The following is a 25,244-nucleotide window of genomic DNA, read 5'->3' as shown; positions in this document are numbered from 1 at the left end:
CGATGCCGTTCAGCCGGGTCAGTCGGGCTCCCTGCGCGCGGCCTCGGCGATGTTGCGGGCCATGCCGCCGAAGACCACGGCGTGAAAGGGCGCCACCGACCACCAGTACAGATGGCCGAGCAGCCCGCGCGGGTGGAACAGCGCGCGCTGGCGGTAGCGGATGCGGCCCGCGCCGTCCTGCTCCACGCGCATCTCCAGCCAGGCCAGCCCCGGCAGCCGCATCTCGGCCCGCAGCCGCAGCAGCCGGCCCGGGCTGATCTCCTCCACCCGCCAGAAGTCCAGGGAGTCACCCACCCGCAGGCGGTGCGCGTCGCGCCGGCCCCGGCGCAGGCCGACCCCGCCCACCAGCCGGTCCAGCAGCCCGCGCACCGCCCAGGCCAGCGGGAAGGAGTACCAGCCGTGCTCGCCGCCGATCCCCTCGACGACCCGCCACAGCGCCTGCGGGCCGGCCTCCACCACCAGCGTGCGGTGGTCGCTGTAGAGGCTGCCGCCGGCCCAGTCCGGGTCCGTGGGCAGCGGGTCGCTGGGCGCCCCGGGCACCGAGGCCGAGGACCACCGGGTGGTGACCTGCGCGTCCTGCACCCGCCGCAGCGCCAGCCGCAGCGCCTGGGTGAAGGGCAGCGGCCGGCCCGGCCCATCGGGCACCCACTCCGCGATGTCGTGCTCCTGGCAGACGACCTCGTGGCGCAGCGACTCCGCCAGCGGCCGGGCGATGCCGTGCGGCACGGGCGTCACCAGCCCCACCCAGTACCCCGACACCCTCGGCGTCAGCAGCGGCACCGGCACGATCAGCCGGTGCGGCAGCCCGGCCACCTCGGCGTAGGCCCGCATCATGTCCCGGTAGGTCATCACGTCCGGGCCGCCGATGTCGAAGCAGCGGTTCACCGAGCCGGGCAGGCCGGCGCAGGCCACCAGGTAGCGCAGCACGTCGCGCACCGCGATCGGCTGGATGCGGGTGCGCACCCAGCTGGGCGTCACCATCACCGGCAGCCGCTCGGTGAGATGGCGCAGCATCTCGAAGGACGCCGAACCCGAGCCGATGATGACCGCCGCGCGCAGCACCGCGCTGGGCACCCCCGAAGCCAGGAAGATCTCGCCCACCTCGGCCCGCGAGCGCAGATGCGGCGACAGCTGCGCCGCCTCCACCCCGGCCGGGGTGAGCCCGCCCAGATACACGATCCGCGCCACCCCGGCCGCCCGCGCCTGCTCGGCGAAGGTCCGGGCCGCCCGCCGGTCGGTGTCCTCGAAACCGGTGCCGGTGTTCAGCGCGTGCACCAGGTAGTACGCCACCTCGATGCCGCGCAGCGCGGCGGCCAGCGAGGCCGCGTCGCTCACATCCGCGCGGACCACCTCCACCCGACCGGCCCACGGGTGGTCGCGCAGCTTGTGCGGGGAACGGGCCAGGCACCGCACCCGGTGCCCGGCCGCCAGCAGTTCGGGCACCAGCCGGCCCCCGATGTAGCCGGTGGCCCCCGTCACCAGGACGTGCCGGCCACCGCGGGGGGCCTGGCGGGGGGCCTGTTCGGGTTCGCTCACGTGCGCTGCCGCCTCGTTTCGGTGCCGGGGGAGCGGGGCCGCTTCACCCCCGCAGTCTCACCCGCCGCGGCCCGCCCCGCGACACACACGCCCGGGGCGCGCGCACGGCCCCGGTCCCGCACGATGTTGAGACGAGCGGTTCGGGGCACTCGGCGATGACGGCGAGTCAGGGAGGCAGAGAGATGGCGCAGCGTCATCGACTGATCAGGGTGAGTCCGGCCACGGTGTGGAGGGTCCTGGCCGACGGCGAACGCTATGCCCAGTGGGTGGTGGGCACCGCATCCTCCACCCCGGTGCGCGGCCACTGGCCCGCCGTCGGCGCGGCCATCGAGTACCAGGTACGCCTGGGCCCCGTGCGGGCCACCAACGAAACGGTCGTACGGCGCTGCGAGGCGGGCTCCGTCCTGGAACTGGAGGCCAAAGCGGGCCCGCTGGGCACCGCACGCATCGCCATCGAAGTACGGCCCTGGGGCGAACACTGCCTGGTCATCGTGGACGAACACCCGCTGCGCGGCATGGGCGGCGCCCTGCACAACGCCGGCGTGGAGGCACTGATCCAGCTGCGCCACCGCGCGATGCTCGCCCGCCTGGCCCAGGTGTGCGAAGCCGAACAGGAGCACCCGCGCCGCGCCCTGGGCACGGTGACCGCCGGCCCGGGCACCGGCCCCGCGGGAGGCGGCGAGGCACATGCCTGACGCGGTGGTGATCGGGGCCGGCCCCAACGGACTGGTCGCCGCCAACCTCCTGGCCGACGCCGGGTGGAGCGTGACGGTCCTGGAGGAACAGAGCGAGCCCGGCGGCGCGGTGCGCCACGACCGCGGCGTGCACCCCGACTTCGTCAACGACCTCTTCAGCTCCTTCTACCCGCTGGCCGCCGCCTCCCCGATCCTGCGGCGGCTGCGCCTGGACGAGTACGGCCTGCGCTGGAGCCACGCACCCCACGTCCTGGCCCACCCCCTCAGCGACGGCCGCTGCGCCGTCCTGGACCGCCGGGTCGAGGTCACCGCGGACTCCCTGGAGGCCTTCGCCGCCGGCGACGGCGCGGCCTGGCACCGGCTGCACGAGCTGTGGCACGACATCCACCCCGACATCCTGAACGCCCTGTTCACCCCCTTCCCGCCGGTGCGCTCCGCCGCGCGCCTGGCCTGGCGGCTCAAGGCGGCGGGCGCCCTGCACCTGGCCCGCAGCCTGCTGCTGCCGGTCCGGCGCCTGGGCGAGGAGGAGTTCGCCGGCGAGGGCGGCCGGCTCCTGCTGGCCGGCAACGCCCTGCACGCCGACCTGGCGCCCGAGGCGGCCGGCAGCGGCGGCTTCGGCTGGCTCATGAGCCTGCTGGGCCAGAGCTACGGCTTTCCCGTCCCCGTCGGCGGCGCAGGCGAGCTCGTCCAGGCGCTGGTCAAACGGCTGCACGCACGCGGCGGCACCGTGCAGTGCGGCCGCCTGGTCCAGCAGATCCTCGTCCGGGACGGGCGCGCCGTCGCGGTGCGCACCGCGGACGGCGAGAGCGTGCCCGCCGCCCGCGCCGTGCTGGCCGACGTGTCGGTGCCCGCCCTGTACGGCGAACTGGTCGCCGCCGAGCACCTGCCCGGCCAGCTCCTGGCCGACCTGCGCCGCTTCCAGTGGGACTTCGCCACCTTCAAGGTGGACTGGGCGCTCAAGGGGCCGGTGCCCTGGCAGGCCAAGGAGGCCGCGGGCGCGGGCACCGTGCACCTGGCCGACGGGGTGGACGAACTCACCCGGTTCGCCGCGCAGCTGGCCATGCACCAGGTGCCCGACCGGCCCTTCCTGCTCTTCGGCCAGATGACCACCGCGGACGCCACCCGCTCACCGCGGGGCACCGAGTCCGCCTGGGCCTACACCCACGTGCCGCAGGACATCCGCACCGACGCCGGCCAGGAGCACCTCACGGGCGCCTGGAGCCCGGCCGAGCAGGACCGCATGGCCGACCGCGTCGAAGAGCAGGTCGAACGCTTCGCGCCCGGCTTCCGCACCCTCATCCGCGCCCGCCGCATCCTGGCCCCGACCACCCTGCAGTCCATGGACCGCAACCTGCACGGCGGCGCACTCAACGGCGGCACCACCTCCCTGCACCAGCAGCTGTTCTTCCGGCCCTCCCCGGGCACCGGCCGCCCCGAGACACCCGTGGCCGGCCTCTTCCTCGCCTCGGCCGGCGCCCACCCCGGCGGCGGCGTGCACGGCGCCCCCGGTGCCAACGCGGCCCGCGCCGCACTGCGGCGCCGACTGCCCCTGCTGTCCGCCGCCCAACGCAGACTCACCTCCCGCGACCGCACCGGCAGCCGGCATCCCCACTAGCCCCCGACCCCGCGCCGCCCCCGGAACCCCCGACCCCCGCGCCGCCCCCCCGCGGCGGCCCTCCGCCCCCGACGACATCCGACGCCCTGCCCCCCCCCGGGGCCCCGACCCCCGCGCCTCCGCGAGGGCCCTCCGCCCTCAACGAGACCCGACCCTCCGCCCCGGACCTTTCGACGCCCTGCCCCGACCCCCGCGACGACCCCCGATCCCTCGACGCCCTGCCCCCGGACCCTCGACCCCGGCGAGCGACGGCCCTCCGACGCCCCCGGACGACACCCCCACTAGCCCCCCGACCCCGCCCCCCCCGAGCCCGACGCCCAGCACCCCTCGCTCCCACCTCCGCCCCGCCCCCGACATCTGCGAAGGGCCCCCGCCATGCGCGACAGCGACAGCCCCCTGCGCGGCCGCACCGTGGTGGTGACCGGGGCGGCCCGGGGGCTGGGGGCCGCCCTGGCCTGTGAACTGGCCCGTCGGCACGCCCGGGTCGCCCTGCTGGGGCACGAGCGGGCCGCCCTCGCCGCGGTGGCGGGCGCCCTGCCCGGCCCGGCCCTCGCCCTGGAAGTCGACATCACCGATCCGGCCGCCCTGCACACCGCCGCCGAGACCGTCCGCGCCCGCCTGGGCCGGCCCAGCGTCGTCGTCGCCAACGCGGGCATCGCCCAGGCCGGCCCGATCGAGACCGCCGACCCCGCCTCCTGGCGCCGGGTGATCGACGTCAACCTCACCGGCAGCGCGTTCACCGCCCAGGCCTTCCTGCCCGACCTGCTGCACACCCGCGGCTACCACCTGCAGATCGCCTCCACGGCCGCGCTGGGCGCCGTCCCCCTGCTGAGCGCCTACTGCGCCTCCAAGGCCGGCGCCGAGGCCTTCGCCCACGCCCTGCGCGCCGAGACGGCCCACCGCGGCGTGGCGGTGGGCATCGCCTACCTCAACTGGACCGGCACCGAAATGATCCGCGACATCCACACCCACCCGGCGCTTCGGGCGCCCCGTCTCCTGCTGCCGCCCCCCGCCCGCCGCATCCTGCCCACCGACCAGGTCGCCGCCCGCCTGGCCCGGGCCGTGGAACAGCGCCGCACCGCCGTCTACATCCCCGCCTGGGCGCGCCTGGCCCAGGCGGGCCGGGCCGGGCTGCCGCCCCTGGTCACCCGCCTGGCCCGGGCCCGCTTCACGCGCCGCCAGCCCGGCCTGCCCCGCACCCAGACCGGGCTGCTGGGCCCCGGCGGCCTGGCCGACCAGGCCGCCCGGCGCGACACCCCCCGCCCCTAGGGCGAGGCTGGAAAACGGACACACCCGTACCTAAAGCCGCCCCTTGGACCCTACGGAGGCGCCGATGGAGCCCGGCAAGGCCCTGGACCGCATCGCCTTCCTGCTCGAACGCGGCCGCGCCCCCACCTACCGCGTGCGGGCCTTTCGCACCGCGGCCGAGGTGATCGACCGGCTCGGTGCGCAGGAGACGGCGCGCCGCGCCGCCGACGGCTCCCTGGAGTCCCTCAAGGGCATCGGGCCCAAGACCGCGGCGGTCATCCGCGAGGCGCTGGCCGGCGCCGTGCCCGGCTACCTGGAGCGCCTGGAGGAGGAAGCCCGCGCCCCGCTGGCCGCGGACGCGGCCGGCGCCGGGCTGCGGGCGCTGCTGCGCGGCGACTGCCATCTGCACTCCGACTGGTCCGACGGCGGCAGCCCCATCGAGGCGATGGGCCGCGCCGCCCGCGAGATCGGCCACGAGTGGGCCGTGCTCACCGACCACTCGCCCCGGCTGACCATCGCGCGCGGCCTGTCCCCCGACCGGCTGCGCGAACAGCTGGCGGTGGTCGCCGACCTCAACGCCCGGTGGGCGCCCTTTCGCCTGCTGACCGGCATCGAGTGCGACATCCTGGAGGACGGTTCCCTGGACCAGGAGCCGGAGCTGCTGGACCGCCTGGACGTCGTGGTCGTCTCGGTGCACTCCAAACTGCGCATGGACGCCGCCGCGATGACCCGGCGCATGGTCGCGGCCGTGAGCAACCCCCGGGCCGACGTGCTCGGCCACTGCACCGGCCGCCTGGTCACCGGCCGCGGCCGGCCCGAGTCGCAGTTCGACGCGCAGGAGGTGTTCGCCGCCTGCGCCGCCGCCGCCACGGCCGTGGAGATCAACAGCCGCCCCGAACGGCTCGACCCGCCCCGGCGCCTGCTGCGCCAGGCCGTCGATGCCGGGGTGCTGTTCAGCGTGGACACCGACGCGCACGCGCCCGGCCAGCTGGACTGGCAGATCATCGGCTGTGCGCGGGCCGAGGAGTGCGGGGTGCCGGCCGAGCGGGTGGTGAACACCTGGCCGGCCAGGGAGGTGCTGGCCTGGACCCGGGCCAGCCGGGCCCGCACCACCGCCTGACCCCCGCGCTTGCATCTCGACGCGCCAGACCCCGCTCACCTGCACCGGAATGTGACCGCCACCCGACCGCGACCTGATCCGCCGGACAGGCCCCAGGTCACAGGGCGCTGTTGAGGACCCGGTCGGGGGTGAGCGGCAGCTCCCGCAGCCGTACGCCGGTCGCGTGGTGCACCGCGTTGGCGATGGCCGCGGCCGTCCCGACGATGCCGATCTCCCCGATGCCCTTGCTGCCCATCGGGTTGAGGTGGGGGTCCTCCTCCTCGATCCAGTGCGCCTCGATCACCGGCACGTCGGCGTGCGCGGGAACGTGGTACGAGGCCAGGTCGCACTCCGCGAAGTCACCGAAGGCGGCATCCACCGTGCTGCCCTCCGTCAGCGCCATGCCCAGCCCCATCGTCATGGCGCCGATGAACTGCGAGCGGGCGGTACGGGAGTTGAGGATGCGCCCGGCGGCGTAGACGCCGAGCAGCCGGCGCACCCGTACCTCCCCGGTCACCGTGTCCACGCCGACCTCGGCGAAGTGGGCGCCGAAAGCGTGCCGGGCGTAGTCGCTGTCCGCGTCGGCGGTGCCGGCCGTGTCGGCCGTGGCCTCCACCCCCTCGGGCGGCAGTTGCCCCTCCCGGTCCGCGAGCCGGCCGGCCAGGCGGGTGCAGGCCTCGTGGACCGCCCACCCCCACGACGCCGTCCCCGAGGAGCCGCCGGCCAGCGGCGCCGACGGCAGGTCACTGCTGCCGATCTCGGTGCGCACCCGCTCCACCGGGACGCGGAGCGCGTCGGCGGCGACCTGCGCGAGCACGGTACGGGCCCCGGTGCCGATGTCGGTGGCGTTGACCCGGACCACGAACCGCCCGTCGGGGCAGGCGCGGGCGCCGGCCCGGCACGGCGCGACGACCACTGGATAGGTGGCCGCGGCGACCCCGCTGCCCACCAGCACCGGCCCCTCGGCCCGCGAGCGGGGCCGCGGGTCGCGCCCGGCCCAGCCGAAGCGCCGGGCCCCCTCCCGCAGGCACTCGGCCAGGTGCCGGCTGCTGAAGGGCAGGCCCCGGTCGGGCTCGGTGGCGGTGTCGTTGCGCAGCCGCAGCTCGACGGGGTCGATGCCGAGCGCCACGGCCAGCTCGTCCATCGCCGACTCCAGCGCGTACATGCCCGGCGCCTCACCCGGGGCCCGCATCCACGAGGGGGTCGGCACATCCAGCGGCACCACCTGGTGGGTGGTGCGGCCGTGGGGCGAGGCGTACATGACGCGGGTGGCGGCGGCGGCCGTCTCCATGAACTCCTTGACGCGCGAGGTGTGCGCGGTCACCTCGTGGATCACGGAGGTCAGCGTGCCGTCCCGCTCGGCACCCAGCCGCACCCGCTGCAGCGTGGGCGAGCGGTGGCCCACCACGGAGGCCAGCTCCCGTCGCGGCAGGACCAGTTTCACCGGCCGGCCCGTCGCGCGGGCGGCCATCGCGGCCAGCACCACGTGCGGGCGCGGCGTGCCCTTGCAGCCGAAGCCGCCGCCGACGTGTTCGGAGACGACGGTGACCTGCTCCTCGGACAGCTCGAACAGGCCCGCCAGGACGTCGCGGACGGTGGTGGCGCCCTGGCTGGAGTCGTACACGAACAGCCGCCCGTCCTGCCAGTGGGCGGTGGCCGCGTGCGGCTCCATGGGGTGGTTGTGCAGGGGCGGCACCCGGTAGCGGGCATCCACGCGCACCGGCGCGGCGTCGAACGCCCCCTCGGGGTCCCCGCGCACGTGCTCGCCCGAGGTGCCGTCGGAGTCCTCGGGCACGTAGGCGCCGGGGTGCCCGGTGCGCAGGGTGACGTCGTGGGGCTCCTCGGCGCAGCTGACCCGTACGGCCGCGGCCCCCTCGCGCGCCGCCTCCAGGCTGTCGGCGACCACCAGCGCCACGTACCAGCCGCGGTGCGGGACGCGGGCGTTCTGCAGCACGGCCAGGGTCGCGTCGTCCGGCTCGGCCAGGCGCGGCGCGTTGCGGTGGCTGAGGACGGCAAGGACGCCGGGCAGCGCCAGCGCCGCCCGGTCGTCGAGGGCCGTGACCTCGCCGCGCGCCACCGTGGCCGCCACCGGCCAGGCGTAGGCGCACCCGGGGGGCGTGTGCTCGGCGGCGTACCGGGCGATCCCGTGCACCTTGTCGGGGCCCTCCCTGCGCTCCAGGTCCGCCCCGAGAGCGTCGACGGTGTCCGGCATGAGGTTCTCCCTGCTGAAGGGCTGGGGCGAGTGGGGGAGTGGGGCTGGGGGGTCAGGGCGCGGCGGGCGGGGCGGGCGTGGCGGCCAGCCGGCGCAGGACGTCGCAGGCCAGGTTGCGGGCCAGGCGCACCTTGTACGCGTTGTCGCGCAGCGGCAGCGCCTCCGCGAGCTCCGCCTCCACGGCCCCGGCGAACGCCTCCTGGCTCGGCGCCGCGCCGTGCAGGGCCTGTTCGGCCCGCCGGGCGCGCCAGGGCCGGTGGGCCAGCGCGCCGAACGCGATGCGCACCTCGTCCACGGCGCCGTCCCTGACGCCGAGCACCACGGCCACCGAGGCGAGCGCGAAGGCGTAGGAGGCCCGGTCGCGGGCCTTGCGGTAGGCCGAGACGGTGCCCGGGGGCGGGGGCGGCAGCAGCACCCCGGTGATGAGTTCGCCGGGCGCGATCTCGGTGTCCCGCTCCGGGCTCTCGCCCGGCAGCCGGTGGAACTCGGCGGCCGGCAGCGTCCGCGCGCCGCGGGCGCCCTGCAGTTCGACCCGGGCGTCCAGCGCGGCGAGCGCGACGGCCATGTCGGAGGGGTGGGTGGCGATGCACTGCGCGGAGTGGCCCAGCACGGCGTGGTCGCGGTGGACGCCCTCGCGCGCCCCGCAGCCGGTGCCGGGCTCGCGCTTGTTGCACGGCTTGCCCAGGTCCTGGAAGTAGGGGCAGCGGGTGCGCTGCAGCAGGTTGCCGCCGGTGGTGGCCATGTTGCGCAGCTGGCCGGAGGCGCCCGCCAGCAGCGCCTGGGAGAGCACCGGGTAGCGCTCGCGGATCAGCGGGTGGGCGGCCAGGTCGCTGTTGCGCACCGTCGCGCCGGCCCGCACGGAGCCGTCGGCGAGCTCCTCGACCGCATCCAGCGGCAGCCGGCTGACGTCGATGAGCGTGCGGGGCCGCTCCACCCCGAGCTTCATCAGGTCGACGAGGTTGGTTCCGCCACCCAGGTAGCGGGAGGTGGCCCGGCCGGCGTGGGCGGCGGTCGCCTCGTCGACGCTGTGGGCCCGCACGTACATGAAGGACTTCACCGGACCCCACCCCCGCCACCCGCACCGGCGTCCGCACCGGTTGCGGCGTCCTCGACGGCTTCGACGGCTTCGACGGCTTCGACGATGTGTGGATAGGCCCCGCAGCGGCACAGGTTGCCGCTGAGCCGCTCGCGGATCTCGTCCCTGGTCAGCGGCACGGGCGCGCCGGTGGCCGCCGCCGGGTCCGTCACGTGCGAGGGGTGGCCCGCCGCGGCCTCCGCGAGGGCGCCGACGGCCGAACAGATCTGCCCCGGCGTGCAGTACCCGCACTGGAACGCGTCGCGCTCGACGAAGGCCCGCTGCAGCGGGTGGTCCCGCTCGCCGTCGCCGTCCCGCAGCCCCTCGACGGTGGTGATGTCGCACCCCTCCAGGGCGACGGCCAGCAGCAGGCAGCTGTTGGCGCGGCGCCCGTCGACCAGGACGGTGCAGGCACCGCACTGGCCGTGGTCGCAGCCCTTCTTGGCGCCCGTCAGACCCAGCTGTTCGCGCAGGACGTCCAGCAGGGTGGCGCGGTGATCGACGACGGGGCCGCACGGCCTGCCGTTCACCTTCATGGGCACTGGTGAATGGAACACATCGGTTCCCATGGCGCTCTGCTCCCTCGTCCCGGCCGTGCTGCGTGACGTCATCGCGTATCCAGCCTGAGTCAGGACACACGTTCCGGCATGCCGAAAGCGCGCGGGCCACCCCCGGGCGGGGGCGGGTCGGACGGGTCAGGGCCGCCGGGTGCCCGTGCGGCGCCACAGGACGTGCACGACCCGCAGCACCGCGAGGGCCGCGCCGAGCACGGCGCCCACCCGGGGCAGCGCCTGGTCCAGGACGGCCGGCAGCTGCCAGACCGCGACAGGACCGGCGATCACCCCGAACACCACGGCGCCCGCGAAACAGGCGCTGAACAGCGCGTATCCGATCTCGACGGTGATCTCGTCCCGTTCGGCCTGGCTGCGGCGGCTGCTCCCCATGACGCAGAGCCTACGGAGGCGGCCGGGCGGGGCGTACGGCGGCTCAGTCCCGGCAGACGCCCACCGCGCCCACCGCGCCCGCCGCGAGCGCCGCGAACGAGCGGACCGGCCCGCCGTGCCGGCCCTGCTTCCGCGACCCGCGCGACACCCCGGCCCAGGGCCGCGCCTGGGACCCGGCGGCGAGCCTCGCACGAGGGCCCGCTACGCCACCGGGCCCGCCCCCTGGCCGGGGATGCGGGCGAGCCGGTGCAGGTCCTCCAGCGCGTCCAGGAGCACGGTGTCCTGGTGCCACTTGATCCAGGAGCCCATGGTGCGGCCGGTGGCGCCCAGCGCCCGCAGCTGTGCCTGGGTGAAGCCGGCCAGCGGGCGGGCGTGGTGGGAGGAGATGACGCCGCGGACGGTGTTCTGGTCGTCGAGGAGGGGGATGCTGTGGACGCCGCGGCAGCCGGAGGTCAGGATCACCCGGCGCGTCTCGTCGTCGAAGCCGGGCGAGGACTCGACTTCCTTGACGGTGACCTGGCGGCTGGCGGAGGCGGCCCGCGAGCAGGCGGTGTTGCCCTCGACGAACGCGAAGTAGTCGGTGAAGTGCCGGGGCAGCCCCGCGTGTTTGGCCAGGCGCAGCACGTCGTCCTCCAGGAGCTGCACGTTGCCCATGTCGGTCTCGGTGACGCTCAGCACGCGGCGCAGCGCGGCGCCCAGGACCTCGCCCTGGTTGGCCGCGTCCAGGGTGCCGGCGCCGAGCGCGGCCAGGCTGGGCACCGGGTACGGGGTGCGCCGGGGGAGCCAGGTCTGCGCGCCGGGCTCCGGCCCCGGGGTGCGGGCGACCGCGGCGGCCAGCTGGTGCAGTTTGATGTTGGCCCGCTGGGAGGCCCGGCGCAGCAGCGCGAACGCCGCCTGCGGGTCGGCCAGCTGGTAGCGCTCCACCAGGATGCCCTCGGCCAGCGCGATCCTGGGCCGGGTGCGCGCCTGGACCTCCAGCTCGGCCACCTGGGCGCGCAGCTGCTCGGCGGTGGCCCGCAGCTGTTCCGTCTCATCCCTGAGCAGGGGCGACCGCTCGCCGTCGGGCTGCTCATCGGATGAGGGGGGCACAGTCGAAACGGTCGTCAAGCTCTCTCCCCAGGCCGCACCCTGCGGCCGCCTCGCTTCTGTGTGAGCAGCACGGCCGCAATGCCCGCCTGGGCCCCGGCCGGCACATTCCGCAGCCGGGGCCTGCTCCTCACGCACACTGAGGCGACCGTATCGGGCCCTGCCCCGTCATGTCATGACCGGCCCGGAGCCCCGGCCTCCGGCCCCGGCGCCTGCCGGGGCCGGGGCCGGGCGGTGCGCGCTCAGCGCAGCCACTGCTCCTGATCGGCGGGGCGGTACAGGGTGATCGCCTTGGGCAGCTTGTCGAGCACCAGGCGCCGGTAGGTGGCGTCGGTCACCTCGCCGTCGTAGGCGAAGTGCGGCTCGCCCTGCAGCACTTCCAGCTCCAGCCGGCGCACCTGGGCGGTGGTCAGCACCCGGGAGCTGTGCAGCGTCCCGGTCAGCACGGCCAGCAGGAGCCGGGTGCGGGCCAGCGGGGTGCCGGCGTCCACCGCGCGCACGTCGAGCAGTCCGTCGTCGAGCTGGGTGCGGTAGGTGGGGGCGAAACCGGCCGGGTGGTAGATGCCGTTGCCCGCGAACAGCAGCCAGATGCTGCGCCGGCGGCCGTTGATGACCACCCGCAGCGGGCTGCCGGTGGCCAGGACCCTGGCCAGCCCCACGGTGAGCGCGGGCCACTTGCCGATCCGCTGCTCCAGCCGCTCGCGGGCGTGCACGAGTTCGGAGTACACCCCGATGCTGAACGTGTTGAGGAAGAGCTGCTCGGTGCCGCCGGGCGTGCCGGGCTCCTGGGGGGAGGAGGCCCGGCCCACGTCGGCGGTGACCGCCTCGCCCGCCCGGATCGCGCGGGCCACGTCCTCCAGGCTCTGGTTGCCGAGGTCCGCGGCGAAGTGGTTAAAGGTGCCGCCGGGGAAGACCGCCAGCGGCACCCGGTGGCGGGCGGCGGTCGCGCTGCCCGCGTTGACGGTGCCGTCCCCGCCGCACACGCCCAGCGCCCCGCCGTCCGCGACGGCCCGCACCGCCGCCTCCTCCAGCAGCGCCACCAGGTCGTCACCGGGCTCGAACACGGTGATCGCCGCCTGCGGCAGCAGCGCGCGCAGGGCCTCGGCGGTGTCCTTGGACCAGGCGACGCCGGAGGCGGGGTTGACCACCAGATGCAGGCCCTTGCCCTCGGCCAGCGCGGGGGCGGGCCGGCGCGGGGGCGCGGCGGCGGCCGCGGCCTCCGGTTTCACCGGCCACCAGCGGCAGGTGAGCAGGGCCGCGCCGACCCCGACGACCACCCCGGCGGCCAGCCGGCCCCGGTGGCCGTGGGACGGGGCGCCGCGGCCGCGCACCCGGGCCAGGCCCGCGGCGAACGGCAGCACGGCCAGCCCGTGCCGGGGCGACTCCAGGGCGACCCCGCAGGCGAAGGCGGCCGCCGAGGCCATCGGGCTGGTGGGCAGCGGCCCCGGGCCCGGGCGGGCGGCGCGCCCGGTGAGCGCGTCCAGGACACGGCCGGCCCCCGCGCGGGCGGGGCGGCCGGCGGCCGGCTTGGCCAACGTCCGGCTGACCGCCGCGACGATCGCCACCGAGCCCAGGCCGCGCAGCGCCGCCCGGCGCGCGCTGCGGCCGCCCGTGCCGCCGAGCGCGGCCGCGGCGGCCAGCCACACGGTCTCGCTGCCGGCGGCCCGGCCCAGCAGGCGCAGCGCGGCCCCCGCCCGCCCGGCAGGCGGGGCGGCGAAGGCCGCGGCCACCCGGTCTCCCGGCCCCGGTATCGTGCCCAGCCGTCCAGGTCGCTTCATACGCTCGCTTCACCTCTGCACCTAGAAATCCAGTGCGCGCGAGCGGCCCGGCCCGCGGCGCTGCCTCACCCTAGCCGCGCCCGCTCTTTTGTTCGGAAAGATGGTTCGCCCGCACCGCTCCGCTAGCATGATCGAACTCACGACGATCGCCCTGATAGCCCAACCGGCACCATAAAAACACGCTATCTCGCACGAAAAGTGAGCCATTTAACTAAAATCTAACAAATCGGCCAAGCAATTGATATCAATAGCAACGCGAATATTTTCGCAACAAAATCGCAGAATTGTATTCTCCGCGCTGCGCAGGCCGCGGGTGCTGCTGTGGACCGCGGCCGGCGCGGTGACCCTCGCGTTCCTGGTCGCACTGGAGATCGCCGCCCGCCACTACGGCCTGCCCGGACCGATCGCCAACCAGGCGCGCGAAGTGATATTCGCCCCCAAATCGGGCCCGCTGCTGTATGCCAGCATGGCGCTGATGATGGTGGTCCTCACCTGGCGCCAGCGCGCCGTCGCGGCCGCCGCCGCCGTCGGGATCGACCTCGTCTTCTTCCTGGTGCGCTGGCTCGTCGGCGCCGACATGATGTTCGGCAACGGCGCGCTGTGGGTGATTCTGGGCTATGGGGTCATCGCCCTGACCCGCCGCACCGGCCAGGAGCGTGTCCTGCTGCTCAAGGGCGTCGGCCTGGGCCTGCTCCTGGTGGCCGGCCGCAAGACCGGCGACGCCTGGCTGCTCATCACCTCCAAGACCCGCCCCACCGTCCTGGACGAGTACGTGGCGACCGCCGACCACGCCCTGGGCAACCCCTCCTGGCTGGCCGGCCGCCTGGTCGAGGCCACCGGCCCCGTCGGCGCCCACATCCTGGACTGGGTCTACATCCAGCTCGCGGTCGCCGCCGTCGCCGTCTCCCTCTACCAGCTGCGCCACGTGGCCGCCGAGCGCCGCTTCCCCGGCCACTACCTGGTGCGCACCTTCCTGGTCATCGGCCTCCTGGGCCCGGCCATCTATATGATCTTCCCGGTGGTCGGGCCGATCTTCACCTACGGCACCGGCGCCTTCGGCACCGGCGGCCAGCAGTGGGCGCTGGCCGACCTGTGGCCCCACACCCCGCCGCCCCTCGACACCCCGCACGCCATCCCGTTCGACGAGATCACCCCCCGCAACTGCATGCCCAGCCTGCACACCGCATGGGCCACCGCGATCTTCATCCACTCCCGCAAGGGCCCGCGCGTGCTGCGCTACGCCGGCACGTTCTGGCTCCTGGCCACCCTCGGCGCCACCCTGGGATTCGGCTACCACTACGGCGCGGACATCGTCGCCGGCGTGGTCTTCGCCTTCACCATCGACGCGGCCCTGCGCGCCCTGGACCGCGGCTGGGACCGCCCGGCCCTCCAGCTCGTCCTGCACGGCACGGCCGTCTTCACGCTGATGCTGGTCTCCTACCGCTATTTGCCGGTGCAGATGGCCGACCACCCGTGGATATTCGGACCGCTCCTCATCCTGGCGATGATCTCGGTCATCCACGGCTACGTACGCACCACCCGGCTGTGGGAGCCCAAGACGGCACCGGCACAACACCCCGAACCGCAGCCCGAAATGGTGTGAGCCGCACCGGGCCAAAGGCCCGGACACGCCTCTATTTGCCCGAACAGGACCCGGACACCGGCCAGAACACGAGCACCGGCGGGTGAAAAAGCCCGCCCGGTGAAAAACCCGCCCCGCGCCCCGCCCCCGGGCTGATCCAAAAGACACGCCCTAGCGCGGCGTGCTCTCCTGGCCCCTGAACGGGCCGCCGTGGCCGGGCACGATCACATCCGCGGCGGCCAGCACCCGCAGCCGCGAGGCGCGCAGCACCGCGCGGTCGGGTGCCACCGGGTCCTCCGCCGGGCCCCGCGCGTGCCACCACAGGTCACCGGCGAAGGCGACCACCCCCGCCTTCGTGCCCGCCAGCAGCGTGATGTCCTCCCGGCTGTGGCCCGGAGTGCGGATCAGCCGCAGCGACGGCGTCAGCTCATAGCCCTCCGCATCCCGGTTGCGCCACTGATCGCCGAGGTATTCCACCTGGTGGTCGTGGACCCGGGCCCGCCCGAACAGGCCCACGTTCATGGTGTTGTCGGGATGGTGATGGCTCAGCACCACATCGGTGATGTCGTCCGGGCCCAGCCCCAGCTCTCCGAGCGGCCCCAGGATGTCCTCACGGCTCGCCACCATCCCCGGATCGAAGATCACATGCCGGCCGGCGTCAAAGACGTAGGAGACGGTGGCGGCCACCCCGGGCCCGGTGGAACCGACGTAACCCGTGGTCAAAATCGTGTACACGGCGCTGCGGCCGAGCGGTGCGTCTGTCATGCCCCCCATCCTTCTGCCCGGCCGGGACGCCCACGAGTGGCACAACTGACACCGATCGCAGGATCAGTGCCACACTGCGCGCGTGCCCCCCTTCCACAGCGTCGCCGCCTACGCCCCGCCCGGAGCCGGCCTGCTCGCCGCCGGCATCGTCACCGAGATCTTCGGCCCGCACGGCCCGGCGCTGCCCGGCTTCGACTTCGCCCTGTGCACCGAGCACCCCGGCCCCGTCCCCACCGACCTGGGCACAGCGCTGACCATCACGCACGGCCTGGACCGGCTCGCCCGCGCCGACCTCGTCATCGCCCTGCCCTGGGCCGGCTTCCGCACCCCGCCCCCCGCCGCCGTCCTCGACGCCCTGGCCGCCGCCCACCGGCGCGGCGCCCTGGTGGCGGCCCACTGCGTCGGCACCTTCGCGCTGGCCGCCGCCGGCCTCCTGGACGGCCGGCGGGCCACCACCCACTGGCGGTTCGCCGACCTGCTCGCCCACCGCCACCCGGCCCTCACCGTCGAACCCGACGCCCTCTACATCGACGAAGGAGACATCGTCACCGGCGCCGGAGCCGCCGCCGGCTTCGATCTGTGCCTGCACCTGCTGCGCAGGGAACACGGCGCCGCGCTGGCCAACGCCGTCGCCCGGGACGTGGTACTGCCCTCCCACCGCGACGGCGGCCAGGCCCAGTACCTGGCCGCCCCCACCCCCAAGGACTGCCACGACGAACGCCTCACCGACGTCCTGGCCTGGGCCCGCGCAAACCTCCACGAACCCCTGCCCGTGGCCGAACTGGCCCGCCGCGCCCTGATGAGCAAACGCTCCTTCGCCCGCCGCTTCACCGCCGCCACCGGCACCACCCCCCACGCCTGGCTGCGCACCCTGCGCCTGAGCAGCGCCGAAGAACTCCTGGAGACCACCGACCTGCCCGTCGAGGAGATCGCCCGCCGCGTCGGCTACACCAGCGCCGCCGTCCTGCGCGAACAGTTCGTACGCCGCCGGGGCGTCCCCCCGCGCACCTACCGCCGCTCCTTCACCGCCACCCCCTGACCCGGTCGGCACGGCGCCGGGCGCAGCGGGAACTCACCGGCAGCGAGGCGCGGACCACCGCGTTCGGCGTCGCACCGGACGAGCCCCGCACACGCGTCGGCCGCCGCCCCCGGTGGGGCGGCGGCCAGCGGCGCGGAACGCGTATCGCACCGCTCCTAGGACACGGCCAGGGCGGAGTCACCCTCGCGGGAGAGGGCGGTGAGGCGGCTGCGGGCGGCCGCCAGGGCGGCACCTATCTCACGGGTCCCGGTCGACACGCACAGCGTGTAGGCGACGTCCTCCATCCGCTGACGGGCCTCCTTGGTGCCCTTCTCGGCGTGCGCAGCACGCAGCGTCTCGTACTGCTCCACCAGGTTCTTCAGCACCACGGGGTGTGCCATCAGCATCAGAGGCCTCCTCATCGCCACTACTCGCAGGGGGTGTGCACCGCCCCTTGTGCCCCCGATTCAGATCGGCATTCCCCCACAAATCAGCATTGTCGCCCCGGTGGGCGCCGCCCTCCAGTCGAGCCGCGGGCCCGGTGCGGGCGGCGGCGGCCCGCACCGCCACCGCCCCCACCGGGCCCCGCACCTCGCCCGGGGACCTACAGGGCGGGAGTGAACCGCTCCCAGACCCGGTGCGAGCCCAGCAGCCCGGTGACCGCCTCAAGGACCGCCTCAGGGCCCGCACCGCCGACCACGCCCGCGGCGTCCGCGGGCAGCCCCGCCGCCTCCAGAGCGGCCGCGCCGCGCCCCCAGGCCCCGATGGCCTTGCCGTGCCGGAACGCCTCCATGAGCATCAGCAGCAGCCGCGGCTCGACACCGGTCAGCCGGGCCGCGCCGTCGTCCGCCTTGGCATCGCGCGCCCCGTAGGCGTCGGGCGCGGGGGCGGGGGCCCCGGCCAGCAGCAGGGCGTCGAACTCGATGGACCGGGCGGTGGTGAAGGTGCGCTGCACGGTCACCGGGTCGCCGTCGGCATCCAGGGTGCCGCCGGCCGGGGCGATGACCAGCGGAACCATGCCCGCGTCCAGGACCGCCCGGCGCACCGTGCGCACCCCCTCCAGGTCGCTGACGCCGTCGGTGACGATGCCGATGATCCGGCCGTCCACCGGCCACTCCTGGCCCAGCTGGGAGAGCGCGGGGCTCGGCTCGACCGCGGCGAGCGGCGCGGACGGCTCGGGCACCGGCAGGCCCAGGCCCGCGGCGACCTGCGCGCACAGCTCGGGGTCGATGTTGGCCAGCACGTTCAGGCCGCGCTGCTTGATGCCCTCGTTCCAGCACTTGCCGAGCTCGAAGGTGTAGGCGGCCGCGATGTGCTCGCGCTCGGTGGGCGTCATGCTGAGCCAGAACTGCCGGGGCTGGCTGAAGTGGTCGTCGAAGGTGGCCGCCGCGTCACGGACCTTGCGCGAGGCCGGCACCTCGGCCGGCACCTCGATGTAGGCCCCGGTGTCCGCACCCGCCAAAAACGGACAGCCCCCGTCCACCGAGTTGGGCCGGTACGGCGCGGCCCCCCGGTGCACGGCCGTCTGGTGCATGCCGTCGCGCAGCATGTCGTTGACGGGCGCATGGGTGCGGTTGATCGGCAGCTGGGCGAAGTTGGGCCCGCCCAGCCGGCTGATCTGGGTGTCGAGGTAGGAGAAGAGCCGCCCCTGCAGCAGCGGGTCGTCGGTGACGTCGATGCCCGGCACGAGATGGCCCGGGTGGAAGGCGACCTGCTCGGTCTCGGCGAAGTAGTTCGAGGGATTGGCGTTCAGCGTCATCAGCCCGATCGGACGCACCGGCGCCAGCTCCTCGGGCACGATCTTCGTCGGATCCAGCAGGTCGATGCCCTCGAACATCTGGTCCTCGGTGTCGGGGAAGGCCTGGACCCCCAGCTCCCACTCCGGGAACGCCCCGGCCTCGATGGCATCGGCCAGGTCACGGCGGTGGAAGTCGGGGTCCACACCGCCGGTGAGCTGCGCCTCCTCCCACACCTGCGAGTGCACACCCAGCCGGGGCTTCCAGTGGAACTTCACCAAGGTGGTGGCGCCCTCGGCGTTGACCAGCCGGAAGGTGTGGACGCCGAAGCCCTCCATCATCCGGTAGGAGCGCGGGATGCCGCGGTCCGACATGTTCCACAGCGTGTGGTGGGTGGCCTCGGTGTGCAGGGTCACGAAGTCCCAGAACGTGTCGTGCGCGCTCTGCGCCTGCGGGATCTCCCGGTCCGGATGCGGCTTGCCGGCATGGATGATGTCGGGGAACTTGATCGCGTCCTGGATGAAGAACACCGGGATGTTGTTGCCGACCAGGTCGAAGACGCCCTCGTCGGTGTAGAACTTCGTCGCGAAGCCACGGGTGTCGCGCACCGTGTCGGCGGAGCCGCGCGAACCGAGCACGGTGGAGAAGCGCACGTACACCGGCGTCTCCACCCCCTCGGCGAGGAACCCCGCCCTGGTGATCCCCGCGGCGCTGCCGTACGCCCGGAAGACACCGTGCGCCGCGGCCCCGCGGGCGTGCACCACCCGCTCGGGAATCCGCTCGTGGTCGAAGTGGGTGATCTTCTCCCGCAGATGGTGGTCCTGCAGCAGCACCGGGCCGCGCGGCCCCGCCTTCAGCGAATGGTCGGTCTCATACAGGCGCGCCCCCTGCGCGGTGGTCAGGTAGGCGCCCTCCTGGGCGACCTTCTCCTGCGGCACCCCGGTGGGCTGCCCCGTCGGGCTGTAGGTCTGCGGGCCGCGCTGGTCGGCCTTGGGCGGCAACGGCTCACGCGGCTTCGTGGGCTCCTCCACCGGCACCGCCTCCGGGCCCGGCGCACCGGGAATCTCGTTTGCGGACCGCATGGCGTTCTGGACCTTCTCCACGGCCTTCTCCGCGGCGGCCGACACGGGGTTCTTCTTCTCGCTCACTGGATTCCGATCGTTCGAGAGGGACCGTGCCACGCACAGCCGTGCGTGACACGCGGCAGGGGCGCTATCGCGAGACGACGGGTACCCCACGACTCCTTGTGGGACACATGTACTGCGCCGTCCGGGCCCCTCTCCCGACCCACCCGGCCGGACCCCGACACCAGTGCCTGCCGCACGGCAGCAGGCAGGCAGGCAGCAGGCAGGCCGGTCCGGCCGGCCTGCCGTCATGCCCGCCGTCCGTGGCCTGCCCTCACCCGGCCACCGGCGAAGCCGCCGGACCGTGACCGGCACCGGCCTGCCGCAGCGCTGCCATGAGCGCTGTCACGCACCGGCAGCCGCGGGCTGCTGCTCCTCGCCCTGCACCGGGCCGGCCGGCTCCTCGCCCTGCGCCGGCGCGGCCTGCTCGGGCACCGGCGCCGAAGCGGCGGTGTAGAAGACCGACGAGCCCTGCTTGCTGCGCTGGACCTGGCTCTTGGCCACCAGCCCTTCGAGGGTGGTGCGCACCACGGTCGTCTTGACGCTGCGCTGCGGGTGGGCCTGGCCCAGGGCCGTGGCGATCTCCGCCGCCGAGCGCGGCTCGCTCTGCGCGGCGAGATGCCCGCGGATCAGCTCGACCAGCGTCGGCTGCGCCGGCTTGGCGGGCCTGGCGGCCTCAGCCTTGCCGGCCCCGCTGCCGGAGCTCTTCCCGGCCCCCTTCCCGGAGCTCTTCGCGGCGGCCTTCCCCTCGCTCTTCCCGGCGGCCGCCTTGGGGGGAGCGGTCTTGCCCGCCCGCGCCCGCTTGCTCGCCGCCGCATCGGAGCCGGTGGACTTCTTCTTCGTACGGGGGGCGGGCACCGCGGCCCGCTCCTCCAGGGCCGCAGGCTCTGCGGGGGCCGGCTCCTCACCGAGCGCCTGCTGGATGCTGACCAGCACCGCGTGGTCGCGCTGATGAGCCGCCAACTGCTCCTGCAGGGAGGCGATTTCCGCACCGAGGCGCTGCTGCTCCTTGGCGTTGCGTTCGAGGTCGGCACGGACTTGAGCGGTGTACTGCGATGTCAGTTCGGTGGCGGAAACATTCTCGGACATGGGGCGCACAACCTTTCCCGGACCTGCGGCCGGAGTTGAAGAGCCTGCTGCACATGTGTGCTTCCCGAGGCCGGGGTTGGGGCCCGGGCCTGCGGGGTGACAGCAATATTCAGTACACAGATGCCCTGACACGGCGATAGTACGGACAACCGGAGCGGCCCATTCTCCTTGACCATGCTGTGAACTGACCCGAGTTTCCACACATCCGATGCCATGGGCGGCGGCTGCACCACGCGATGAGCCCCGGAACGCCAGGCGTTCCGGGGCTCAGTCACCGACCGGGAAAGGGGTGGGGGTGCGGTCTAGTACGGGCCGTTCACATTGTCGATCGAGCCGTAGCGGTCGGCCGCGTAGTTGCAGGCGGCGGTGATGTTGGCGACCGGGTCGTAGCTGTCCGTCGAGGTGCCGGGCACGTGGTAGGCGGAGAAGGTGGGGGCGATGACCTGCAGGAGACCCTTGGAGGGGGTTCCGGCGACCGCGTTGGAGTCCCAGTTGTTGATGGCCATCGGGTTGCCGGAGGACTCCCGCATGATGTTGCGGTGGATGCCCTCGTAGGTGCCGGGGATGCCGTGCTGGGCCATGATGTCGAGCGACTGCCGGATCCAGCCGTCGAGGTTGTTGGCGTAGGACTTCTTCACCGCGGCGGGCTCGGCGGCGGCATTGGTGCGCGCGGAGCGGTCCGCCCGCTCGGGGGCGGCCGGGGCCTGCTCGCCGAGGGTGAGCTTGAGGCCGGGGTGGATCAGCTTCGGGTCGTCACCGAGGACGCCGCGGTTGTCCTGGTACAGCTTCTGCCAGCCGCCGCTCACGGAGTGCTCCCGGGCGATCTCGGCCAGGGAGTCACCCGCGACGACGACATAGGTCTTGGGGGCCGCGGCGGGCTTGGCGGCCGCGGCGGCCGGTGCGGCGGCGGCCGTGGTGGCGCCGAGCACCGGAAGAACGAGCACGGCGCCGCCGGTGCCCGCGGCGGCGATGCCCCGGGCGAGCGGGCTGGACTTGGGGCGGCGGTGCTTACCCTTTGCGGGCATGACGAATTCCTCTCCGTCGCCTGCGGGGTGAGCTGTCGGGTTCGGACGGGAGCTGTCCGGTCGCAGGGCATGCGACTTCACCCCGAGCCGTCCCGTCACCGGGATCGGCGGCTTACCTGGGTCCCCCGCTCCTGCCGTGCGTGAGTCAGTGGGTGTGGGTGGGAGAGTTTCCGGACAGCGGCAGGATTCGGCGTTCCATCCGGATTGACGGTGACGTTAGGCGAGAAAGCCGGTGCGGAACAAGGCCGGAATTCGAATACGGGGAATGCGCGGGGCCCGTCCCGGGTGAGAAGAACCCCGCCTCCTCTTTGATCAAAAACCCAACTCTCTTTGCGCGGAACGAAAACACGCTCAGCGGCCCGCGACGCCGTGGGCCTCCGGGCGTGACACATTTCACTGGCACGTAAGCCGCCAAAGCCCTGATGGGGATATTTTTGGTTAAATGCGGACACGATCAAAGATGGCCATTCGTGCCAGAACGGGCATATCACCATCGGCGCCGACCTGCCGGCCTGGCAGGCCACCCGGGCGTGAGCGGTATCCCCTGCCGCCGCGGGTCCACAGCGGACACCGCGTCAATAACGCTTCTGGTAGGGGGGTATGGGGCCGGGCGCCCGTCACTCGTTCCATGCGGGCGGGCAGAACGGCAAGCCGGTAAAGAAAGTGACGCCTGCCCAGAAAAGAAGGACGGCCGCCGCGACGGGCACCCTGTCCGGGCGGCCCGCGGAATTCCCCTTTTCATTCCGGCGGAAAGCGGCCCAGGGGAGCGGATGTGAAAGGGGAAAATGTTCTGCGGCTGTGTACTGCACGGCCGGGCAAGGCACTTGCCCACCGGCCCGCGTACGGAATGCCGCCCGTCCGGCGGCTGCCGCGCCGCTCGCGGACGCCTCCCGGGGCCTGCGCCGTGGTGTGAGGGCCCTCCCAAGTGGCGTAGGGTGGAGGAACCGACGCGGGGTGGAGCAGCTCGGTAGCTCGCTGGGCTCATAACCCAGAGGTCGCAGGTTCAAATCCTGTCCCCGCTACTGCGACAGCAGGGCCCGGATCCCGTGCGGATCCGGGCCCTGCTGCGTGTTACGGGCGGCGGCCGCGCACAGGTGCCCGGTGGCGCATGTGCAACAGGGGCGTATGCGCGGGCAGTTGGGTGGAACGCGCCGAGCGGGCCGGGCCTGGGGCGTTCCCCGTCCGAAGCAGCGCGTACTGCTGATCAGGGCACCGCACCTGTCCAGGGCGCCGCCCATGTCAGGCTCCTCCCGTGGAGATACTCGAAGTCCTGACCGGCATGGCGATGACGGGCCGGCTGGGCCCGGTGTTCAGCGGCGCCGACTGGAGCGATGTGACCGCGGCTCTGGGCGAGCCGTGGGACATGGGAACCATGAGCCGGAAAAGAACGTGGCCGCGCCTGTTCGCCTACGGAGACCTGGAGCTGAGTGTCTGCCGCTGCCGCACGGTCTCCCTCATCTGTGTGCAGACCTGGCGCGAGGTCATCGAGCTCCCCGCGCCGCTGGCCGGGGGAGCGGACACCTTCCCGGCAGGCATCACGTATGCGGACGTGACCGACGCCCTGGACAGGGCCGGCTGCTCCTGGAAGCCCTACCCGCCGCTGACGTTCGGCACCCAGTGCTCGCTGGTGGCGGGCCCCGCGCAGGCGAACTTCACCTTCGAGACCCCCGGGGGCGAACAGCCCGTACTGAACGTCATGGGCCTGCCCGGCAACGCACATGACTGCCCCGCGCGGCCCGCAGGCCACCACCACCCCTGACTCCGGAGCTCAGCCCCACCGTCGCACAACCATTCGCCCATCCCGCCGGTCAAACGCGCGACACACACAGCAAGATCCGATGGGGGAGTCTTGAAGAAGTTCACGGCAGCGCTGACCACGAGCCTTGTGGTCTGCACTGCCACACTGGTCGCCGCACCCGCGGCGCACGCAGGGGACGGCGATTCGCGCAGCCGCACGGAAACCCTGCAGGAGGGCGGCAGGATCTACGCCCTCTACGAGCACATGTCCGCGCGTTTCCACCCCAAGGACGTCACGCTCGAAATCCACGCGAAGAACGACCCCGAGGTCCTCGCCAGCATCCGCCTCACCGGCACCGAGACCTGCCCCGACACGGGCGACTGCTACGAGAGCACCTTCCGCTCCGAGCCGGTCACCCTGCCCGCCATGGGCGCCTACGTGATCGACGTCGTGGCCAGGGACGGACAGCCCAACGAGATCGTCCAGCGCTCGACCGGCTTTCTCAACTACGGGCTCAACCCCAAGCTGACCCTCACCAGCAGCCACCCCTGGATCTCCTACGACAACCCGACCGGCAAGGTCACCGGCTCCCTGGTGGCCGAGGACCCCAACACCCACGAGGTGAAGCCCTTCGCCGGGGTGGGCATGTACTACCGCGCCCGGGAGACCCGCAAGGAGGGATGGGTGTGGACGAATGAGAGGGGGCGGTTCACCACCTCCGGGTACTTCGGCGAGTACAGCACCGACGTCACCTATGAGTACATGTTCGACCAGCAGTACGAGACGCTCAGCGTGCCCTTCCGCAAGCAGGAACTGAAGTTCACGGTGGACACCCCCGCCGGCACGGTCACCGCCCCCTACGGCAGTGACATCCCCGTCAGCGGCAAGCTCACCCGCATCGCGGACGACGGCACCGAAAAGCCGCTCGCCGCCGAGGTGCGGATCACCGAGGGCACGTCAGGCACCGGCAAGACCGTGGTGAGCGGCGAGAACGGCACCTTCGCCACCGGCTACACCGTCAAGCGGAGCGGGCCGGTCAGTGTCCAGCCGAGCGCGCGCAGCTGGTTCACGGCGCCGTCCCCGCACTCCTTCACCCTGGCCACGCCCCCGCGCACGAGCAAGCTGAGCGACGTCAAGGCCACGGTGAGCAAGTACCGCAAGGTCACCTTCACCGGCAAGCTCGGCGTCACCCAGGGCACCTACCCGGCGGGCACCAAGGCACAGGTGTCCATCGACTACCGCCCCGAGGGCGGGACCTGGTCGAGCACCGGCACCTTCGACGCCGCCTACGGCGCCTCCTTCACGGCCTCCTCGCCCAAGAAGGCCGACTCCGGCGCCCAGTGGCGGCTGCGCCTGGTCAACGCGAGCGTGAACAGCGAGAGCTTCAAGCTGGGCCGCAAGGACACCCAGGTCTGGGACGACGGGGTCACCCCCGAGGGCGTCCGCAAGGGCACCAAGGTCACCGCCAAGGGCGGCCTGATGCAGAAGTCCGGATCCACCTGGCGGCCCTACGGCGGGCAGAAGATCCGCGTCTGGTTCAAGGCCGCGACGGCCGGTTCCACCTGGAAGGAACTGGGCAGCACCAGGACGCTGAGCAACGGCACGTTCAGCAAGAAGTTCACCGCCCAGCAGGACGGCACCTGGCAGATGCGCTACACCGACACGGTCAGCTCCCACTACGCGGACTACGGCCGCGAGGACTACGTCGACGTCCGCTAGCGGACACCGGGGCCCGCGCGCCCGCACCGGGGCACGGAGCCCCACCTCCAGAAGGCGGCCCCGCCGGACGACGTGTCCGGCGGGGCCGCCTTCGCCGCAGAACGGGCGAGCCGGCCGGACAACTCCGGCAACCGCACCGGAAGATGAGCGCCGCCCAGCC

The 25,244-nt window shown here is 73.7% G+C and carries 20 protein-coding genes, 1 tRNA gene and 1 riboswitch; of the genes, 9 read left to right on the top strand and 12 right to left on the bottom strand.

The window, feature by feature from the left end:
• Positions 1-18 precede the first annotated feature (18 nt).
• Positions 19-1,536: an SDR family oxidoreductase gene (locus AB0H82_RS24265; RefSeq protein WP_362996009.1), complete on the bottom strand. Its 1,518-nt coding sequence runs from the start codon at positions 1,534-1,536 to the stop codon at positions 19-21.
• A 182-nt stretch (positions 1,537-1,718) separates the two neighbouring features.
• Here AB0H82_RS24265 and AB0H82_RS24260 point away from each other — a divergent pair, with 182 nt between their 5' ends.
• The 4 genes from AB0H82_RS24260 to AB0H82_RS24245 all read left to right on the top strand — a co-directional run bounded on the left by AB0H82_RS24260 (position 1,719) and on the right by AB0H82_RS24245 (position 6,214).
• Positions 1,719-2,231, top strand: coding sequence for an SRPBCC family protein (locus tag AB0H82_RS24260; protein ID WP_362996007.1), 513 nt, complete (start codon positions 1,719-1,721; stop codon positions 2,229-2,231).
• Positions 2,224-3,846 carry an NAD(P)/FAD-dependent oxidoreductase gene (locus AB0H82_RS24255; protein ID WP_362996005.1) on the top strand — a complete coding sequence of 541 codons (1,623 nt, stop codon included), beginning with the start codon at positions 2,224-2,226 and terminating at the stop codon, positions 3,844-3,846. Before AB0H82_RS24260 ends, AB0H82_RS24255 begins: the two co-directional genes overlap by 8 nt.
• A 375-nt stretch (positions 3,847-4,221) precedes the next feature.
• The gene (locus AB0H82_RS24250) at positions 4,222-5,115 is read left to right on the top strand and encodes a short-chain dehydrogenase/reductase (RefSeq protein ID WP_362996003.1); all 894 of its coding nucleotides are present in this window, start codon (positions 4,222-4,224) and stop codon (positions 5,113-5,115) included.
• Between the two features lie 64 nt (positions 5,116-5,179).
• A complete protein-coding gene (locus AB0H82_RS24245; RefSeq protein ID WP_362996001.1) occupies positions 5,180-6,214 on the top strand; it encodes a PHP domain-containing protein in 1,035 nt (344 codons plus the stop codon).
• A 97-nt stretch (positions 6,215-6,311) separates the two neighbouring features.
• Here AB0H82_RS24245 and AB0H82_RS24240 read toward each other — a convergent pair whose 3' ends face one another.
• From AB0H82_RS24240 to AB0H82_RS24215, 6 genes are all read right to left on the bottom strand, one after another.
• Entirely contained in the window at positions 6,312-8,405 is a 2,094-nt protein-coding gene (locus tag AB0H82_RS24240; RefSeq protein WP_362995999.1) for a xanthine dehydrogenase family protein molybdopterin-binding subunit, read from the bottom strand.
• Positions 8,406-8,457: 52 nt separating this feature from the next.
• Positions 8,458-9,462, bottom strand: a complete 1,005-nt coding sequence (locus AB0H82_RS24235) for a xanthine dehydrogenase family protein subunit M (protein WP_362995997.1) — start codon at positions 9,460-9,462, stop codon at positions 8,458-8,460.
• On the bottom strand, positions 9,459-10,016 hold the full coding sequence (locus tag AB0H82_RS24230; RefSeq protein WP_362996049.1) for a 2Fe-2S iron-sulfur cluster-binding protein: 558 nt from the start codon (positions 10,014-10,016) through the stop codon (positions 9,459-9,461). The genes AB0H82_RS24235 and AB0H82_RS24230 overlap by 4 nt, the downstream gene beginning before the upstream one ends.
• Positions 10,017-10,175: 159 nt before the next feature.
• Positions 10,176-10,424, bottom strand: coding sequence for a DUF6332 family protein (locus AB0H82_RS24225; RefSeq protein WP_362995995.1), 249 nt, complete (start codon positions 10,422-10,424; stop codon positions 10,176-10,178).
• 201 nt (positions 10,425-10,625) lie between these two features.
• A complete protein-coding gene (locus AB0H82_RS24220) occupies positions 10,626-11,513 on the bottom strand; it encodes an ANTAR domain-containing protein (RefSeq protein ID WP_362995993.1) in 888 nt (295 codons plus the stop codon).
• A 239-nt stretch (positions 11,514-11,752) separates the two neighbouring features.
• Positions 11,753-13,288 (bottom strand): diacylglycerol kinase family protein, encoded by a 1,536-nt coding sequence (locus tag AB0H82_RS24215; RefSeq protein WP_362995991.1) that lies wholly within the window; start codon positions 13,286-13,288, stop codon positions 11,753-11,755.
• 316 nt (positions 13,289-13,604) lie between these two features.
• On the opposite strand from AB0H82_RS24215, the gene AB0H82_RS24210 reads away from it, so the two are divergent.
• On the top strand, positions 13,605-14,891 hold the full coding sequence (locus AB0H82_RS24210) for a phosphatase PAP2 family protein (RefSeq protein WP_362996047.1): 1,287 nt from the start codon (positions 13,605-13,607) through the stop codon (positions 14,889-14,891).
• Positions 14,892-15,041: 150 nt separating this feature from the next.
• Here the strand turns inward: AB0H82_RS24210 and AB0H82_RS24205 are convergent, their stop codons facing one another.
• Positions 15,042-15,635: an MBL fold metallo-hydrolase gene (locus AB0H82_RS24205; protein ID WP_362995989.1), complete on the bottom strand. Its 594-nt coding sequence runs from the start codon at positions 15,633-15,635 to the stop codon at positions 15,042-15,044.
• An 82-nt stretch (positions 15,636-15,717) separates the two neighbouring features.
• Between AB0H82_RS24205 and AB0H82_RS24200 the strand changes: the two genes are divergently transcribed.
• Complete coding sequence (locus AB0H82_RS24200) at positions 15,718-16,674, top strand: helix-turn-helix domain-containing protein (RefSeq protein WP_362995987.1); 957 nt, start codon at positions 15,718-15,720, stop codon at positions 16,672-16,674.
• A 155-nt stretch (positions 16,675-16,829) separates the two neighbouring features.
• Here AB0H82_RS24200 and AB0H82_RS24195 read toward each other — a convergent pair whose 3' ends face one another.
• From AB0H82_RS24195 to AB0H82_RS24180, 4 genes are all read right to left on the bottom strand, one after another.
• The gene (locus AB0H82_RS24195; protein WP_362995985.1) at positions 16,830-17,060 is read right to left on the bottom strand and encodes a DUF5133 domain-containing protein; all 231 of its coding nucleotides are present in this window, start codon (positions 17,058-17,060) and stop codon (positions 16,830-16,832) included.
• A gap of 197 nt (positions 17,061-17,257) precedes the next feature.
• Positions 17,258-19,537 (bottom strand): catalase, encoded by a 2,280-nt coding sequence (locus AB0H82_RS24190; protein WP_362995983.1) that lies wholly within the window; start codon positions 19,535-19,537, stop codon positions 17,258-17,260.
• A gap of 321 nt (positions 19,538-19,858) precedes the next feature.
• Positions 19,859-20,602, bottom strand: coding sequence for a hypothetical protein (locus tag AB0H82_RS24185; RefSeq protein ID WP_362995981.1), 744 nt, complete (start codon positions 20,600-20,602; stop codon positions 19,859-19,861).
• Positions 20,603-20,904: 302 nt separating this feature from the next.
• Positions 20,905-21,627 (bottom strand): LysM peptidoglycan-binding domain-containing protein, encoded by a 723-nt coding sequence (locus tag AB0H82_RS24180; RefSeq protein ID WP_362995979.1) that lies wholly within the window; start codon positions 21,625-21,627, stop codon positions 20,905-20,907.
• Between the two features lie 4 nt (positions 21,628-21,631).
• Positions 21,632-21,788, bottom strand: a riboswitch (cyclic di-AMP (ydaO/yuaA leader).
• A gap of 787 nt (positions 21,789-22,575) precedes the next feature.
• Here AB0H82_RS24180 and AB0H82_RS24175 point away from each other — a divergent pair.
• The 3 genes from AB0H82_RS24175 (at position 22,576) to AB0H82_RS24165 (ending at position 25,084) form a co-directional block, all read left to right on the top strand.
• Positions 22,576-22,649: transfer RNA gene (locus AB0H82_RS24175), tRNA-Met, on the top strand.
• Positions 22,650-22,879: 230 nt separating this feature from the next.
• The gene (locus tag AB0H82_RS24170) at positions 22,880-23,386 is read left to right on the top strand and encodes a hypothetical protein (protein WP_362995977.1); all 507 of its coding nucleotides are present in this window, start codon (positions 22,880-22,882) and stop codon (positions 23,384-23,386) included.
• Positions 23,387-23,476: 90 nt separating this feature from the next.
• Positions 23,477-25,084 (top strand): hypothetical protein, encoded by a 1,608-nt coding sequence (locus AB0H82_RS24165; protein WP_362995975.1) that lies wholly within the window; start codon positions 23,477-23,479, stop codon positions 25,082-25,084.
• The last annotated feature ends 160 nt before the right edge of the window (positions 25,085-25,244 follow it).

It is taken from the genome of Streptomyces sp. NPDC050732, from assembly GCF_040654255.1.
Lineage (GTDB): Bacteria > Actinomycetota > Actinomycetes > Streptomycetales > Streptomycetaceae > Streptomyces.
Note: the sequence above shows the minus strand (reverse complement) of the source record. Positions and strands in the feature narration are given on the sequence as shown.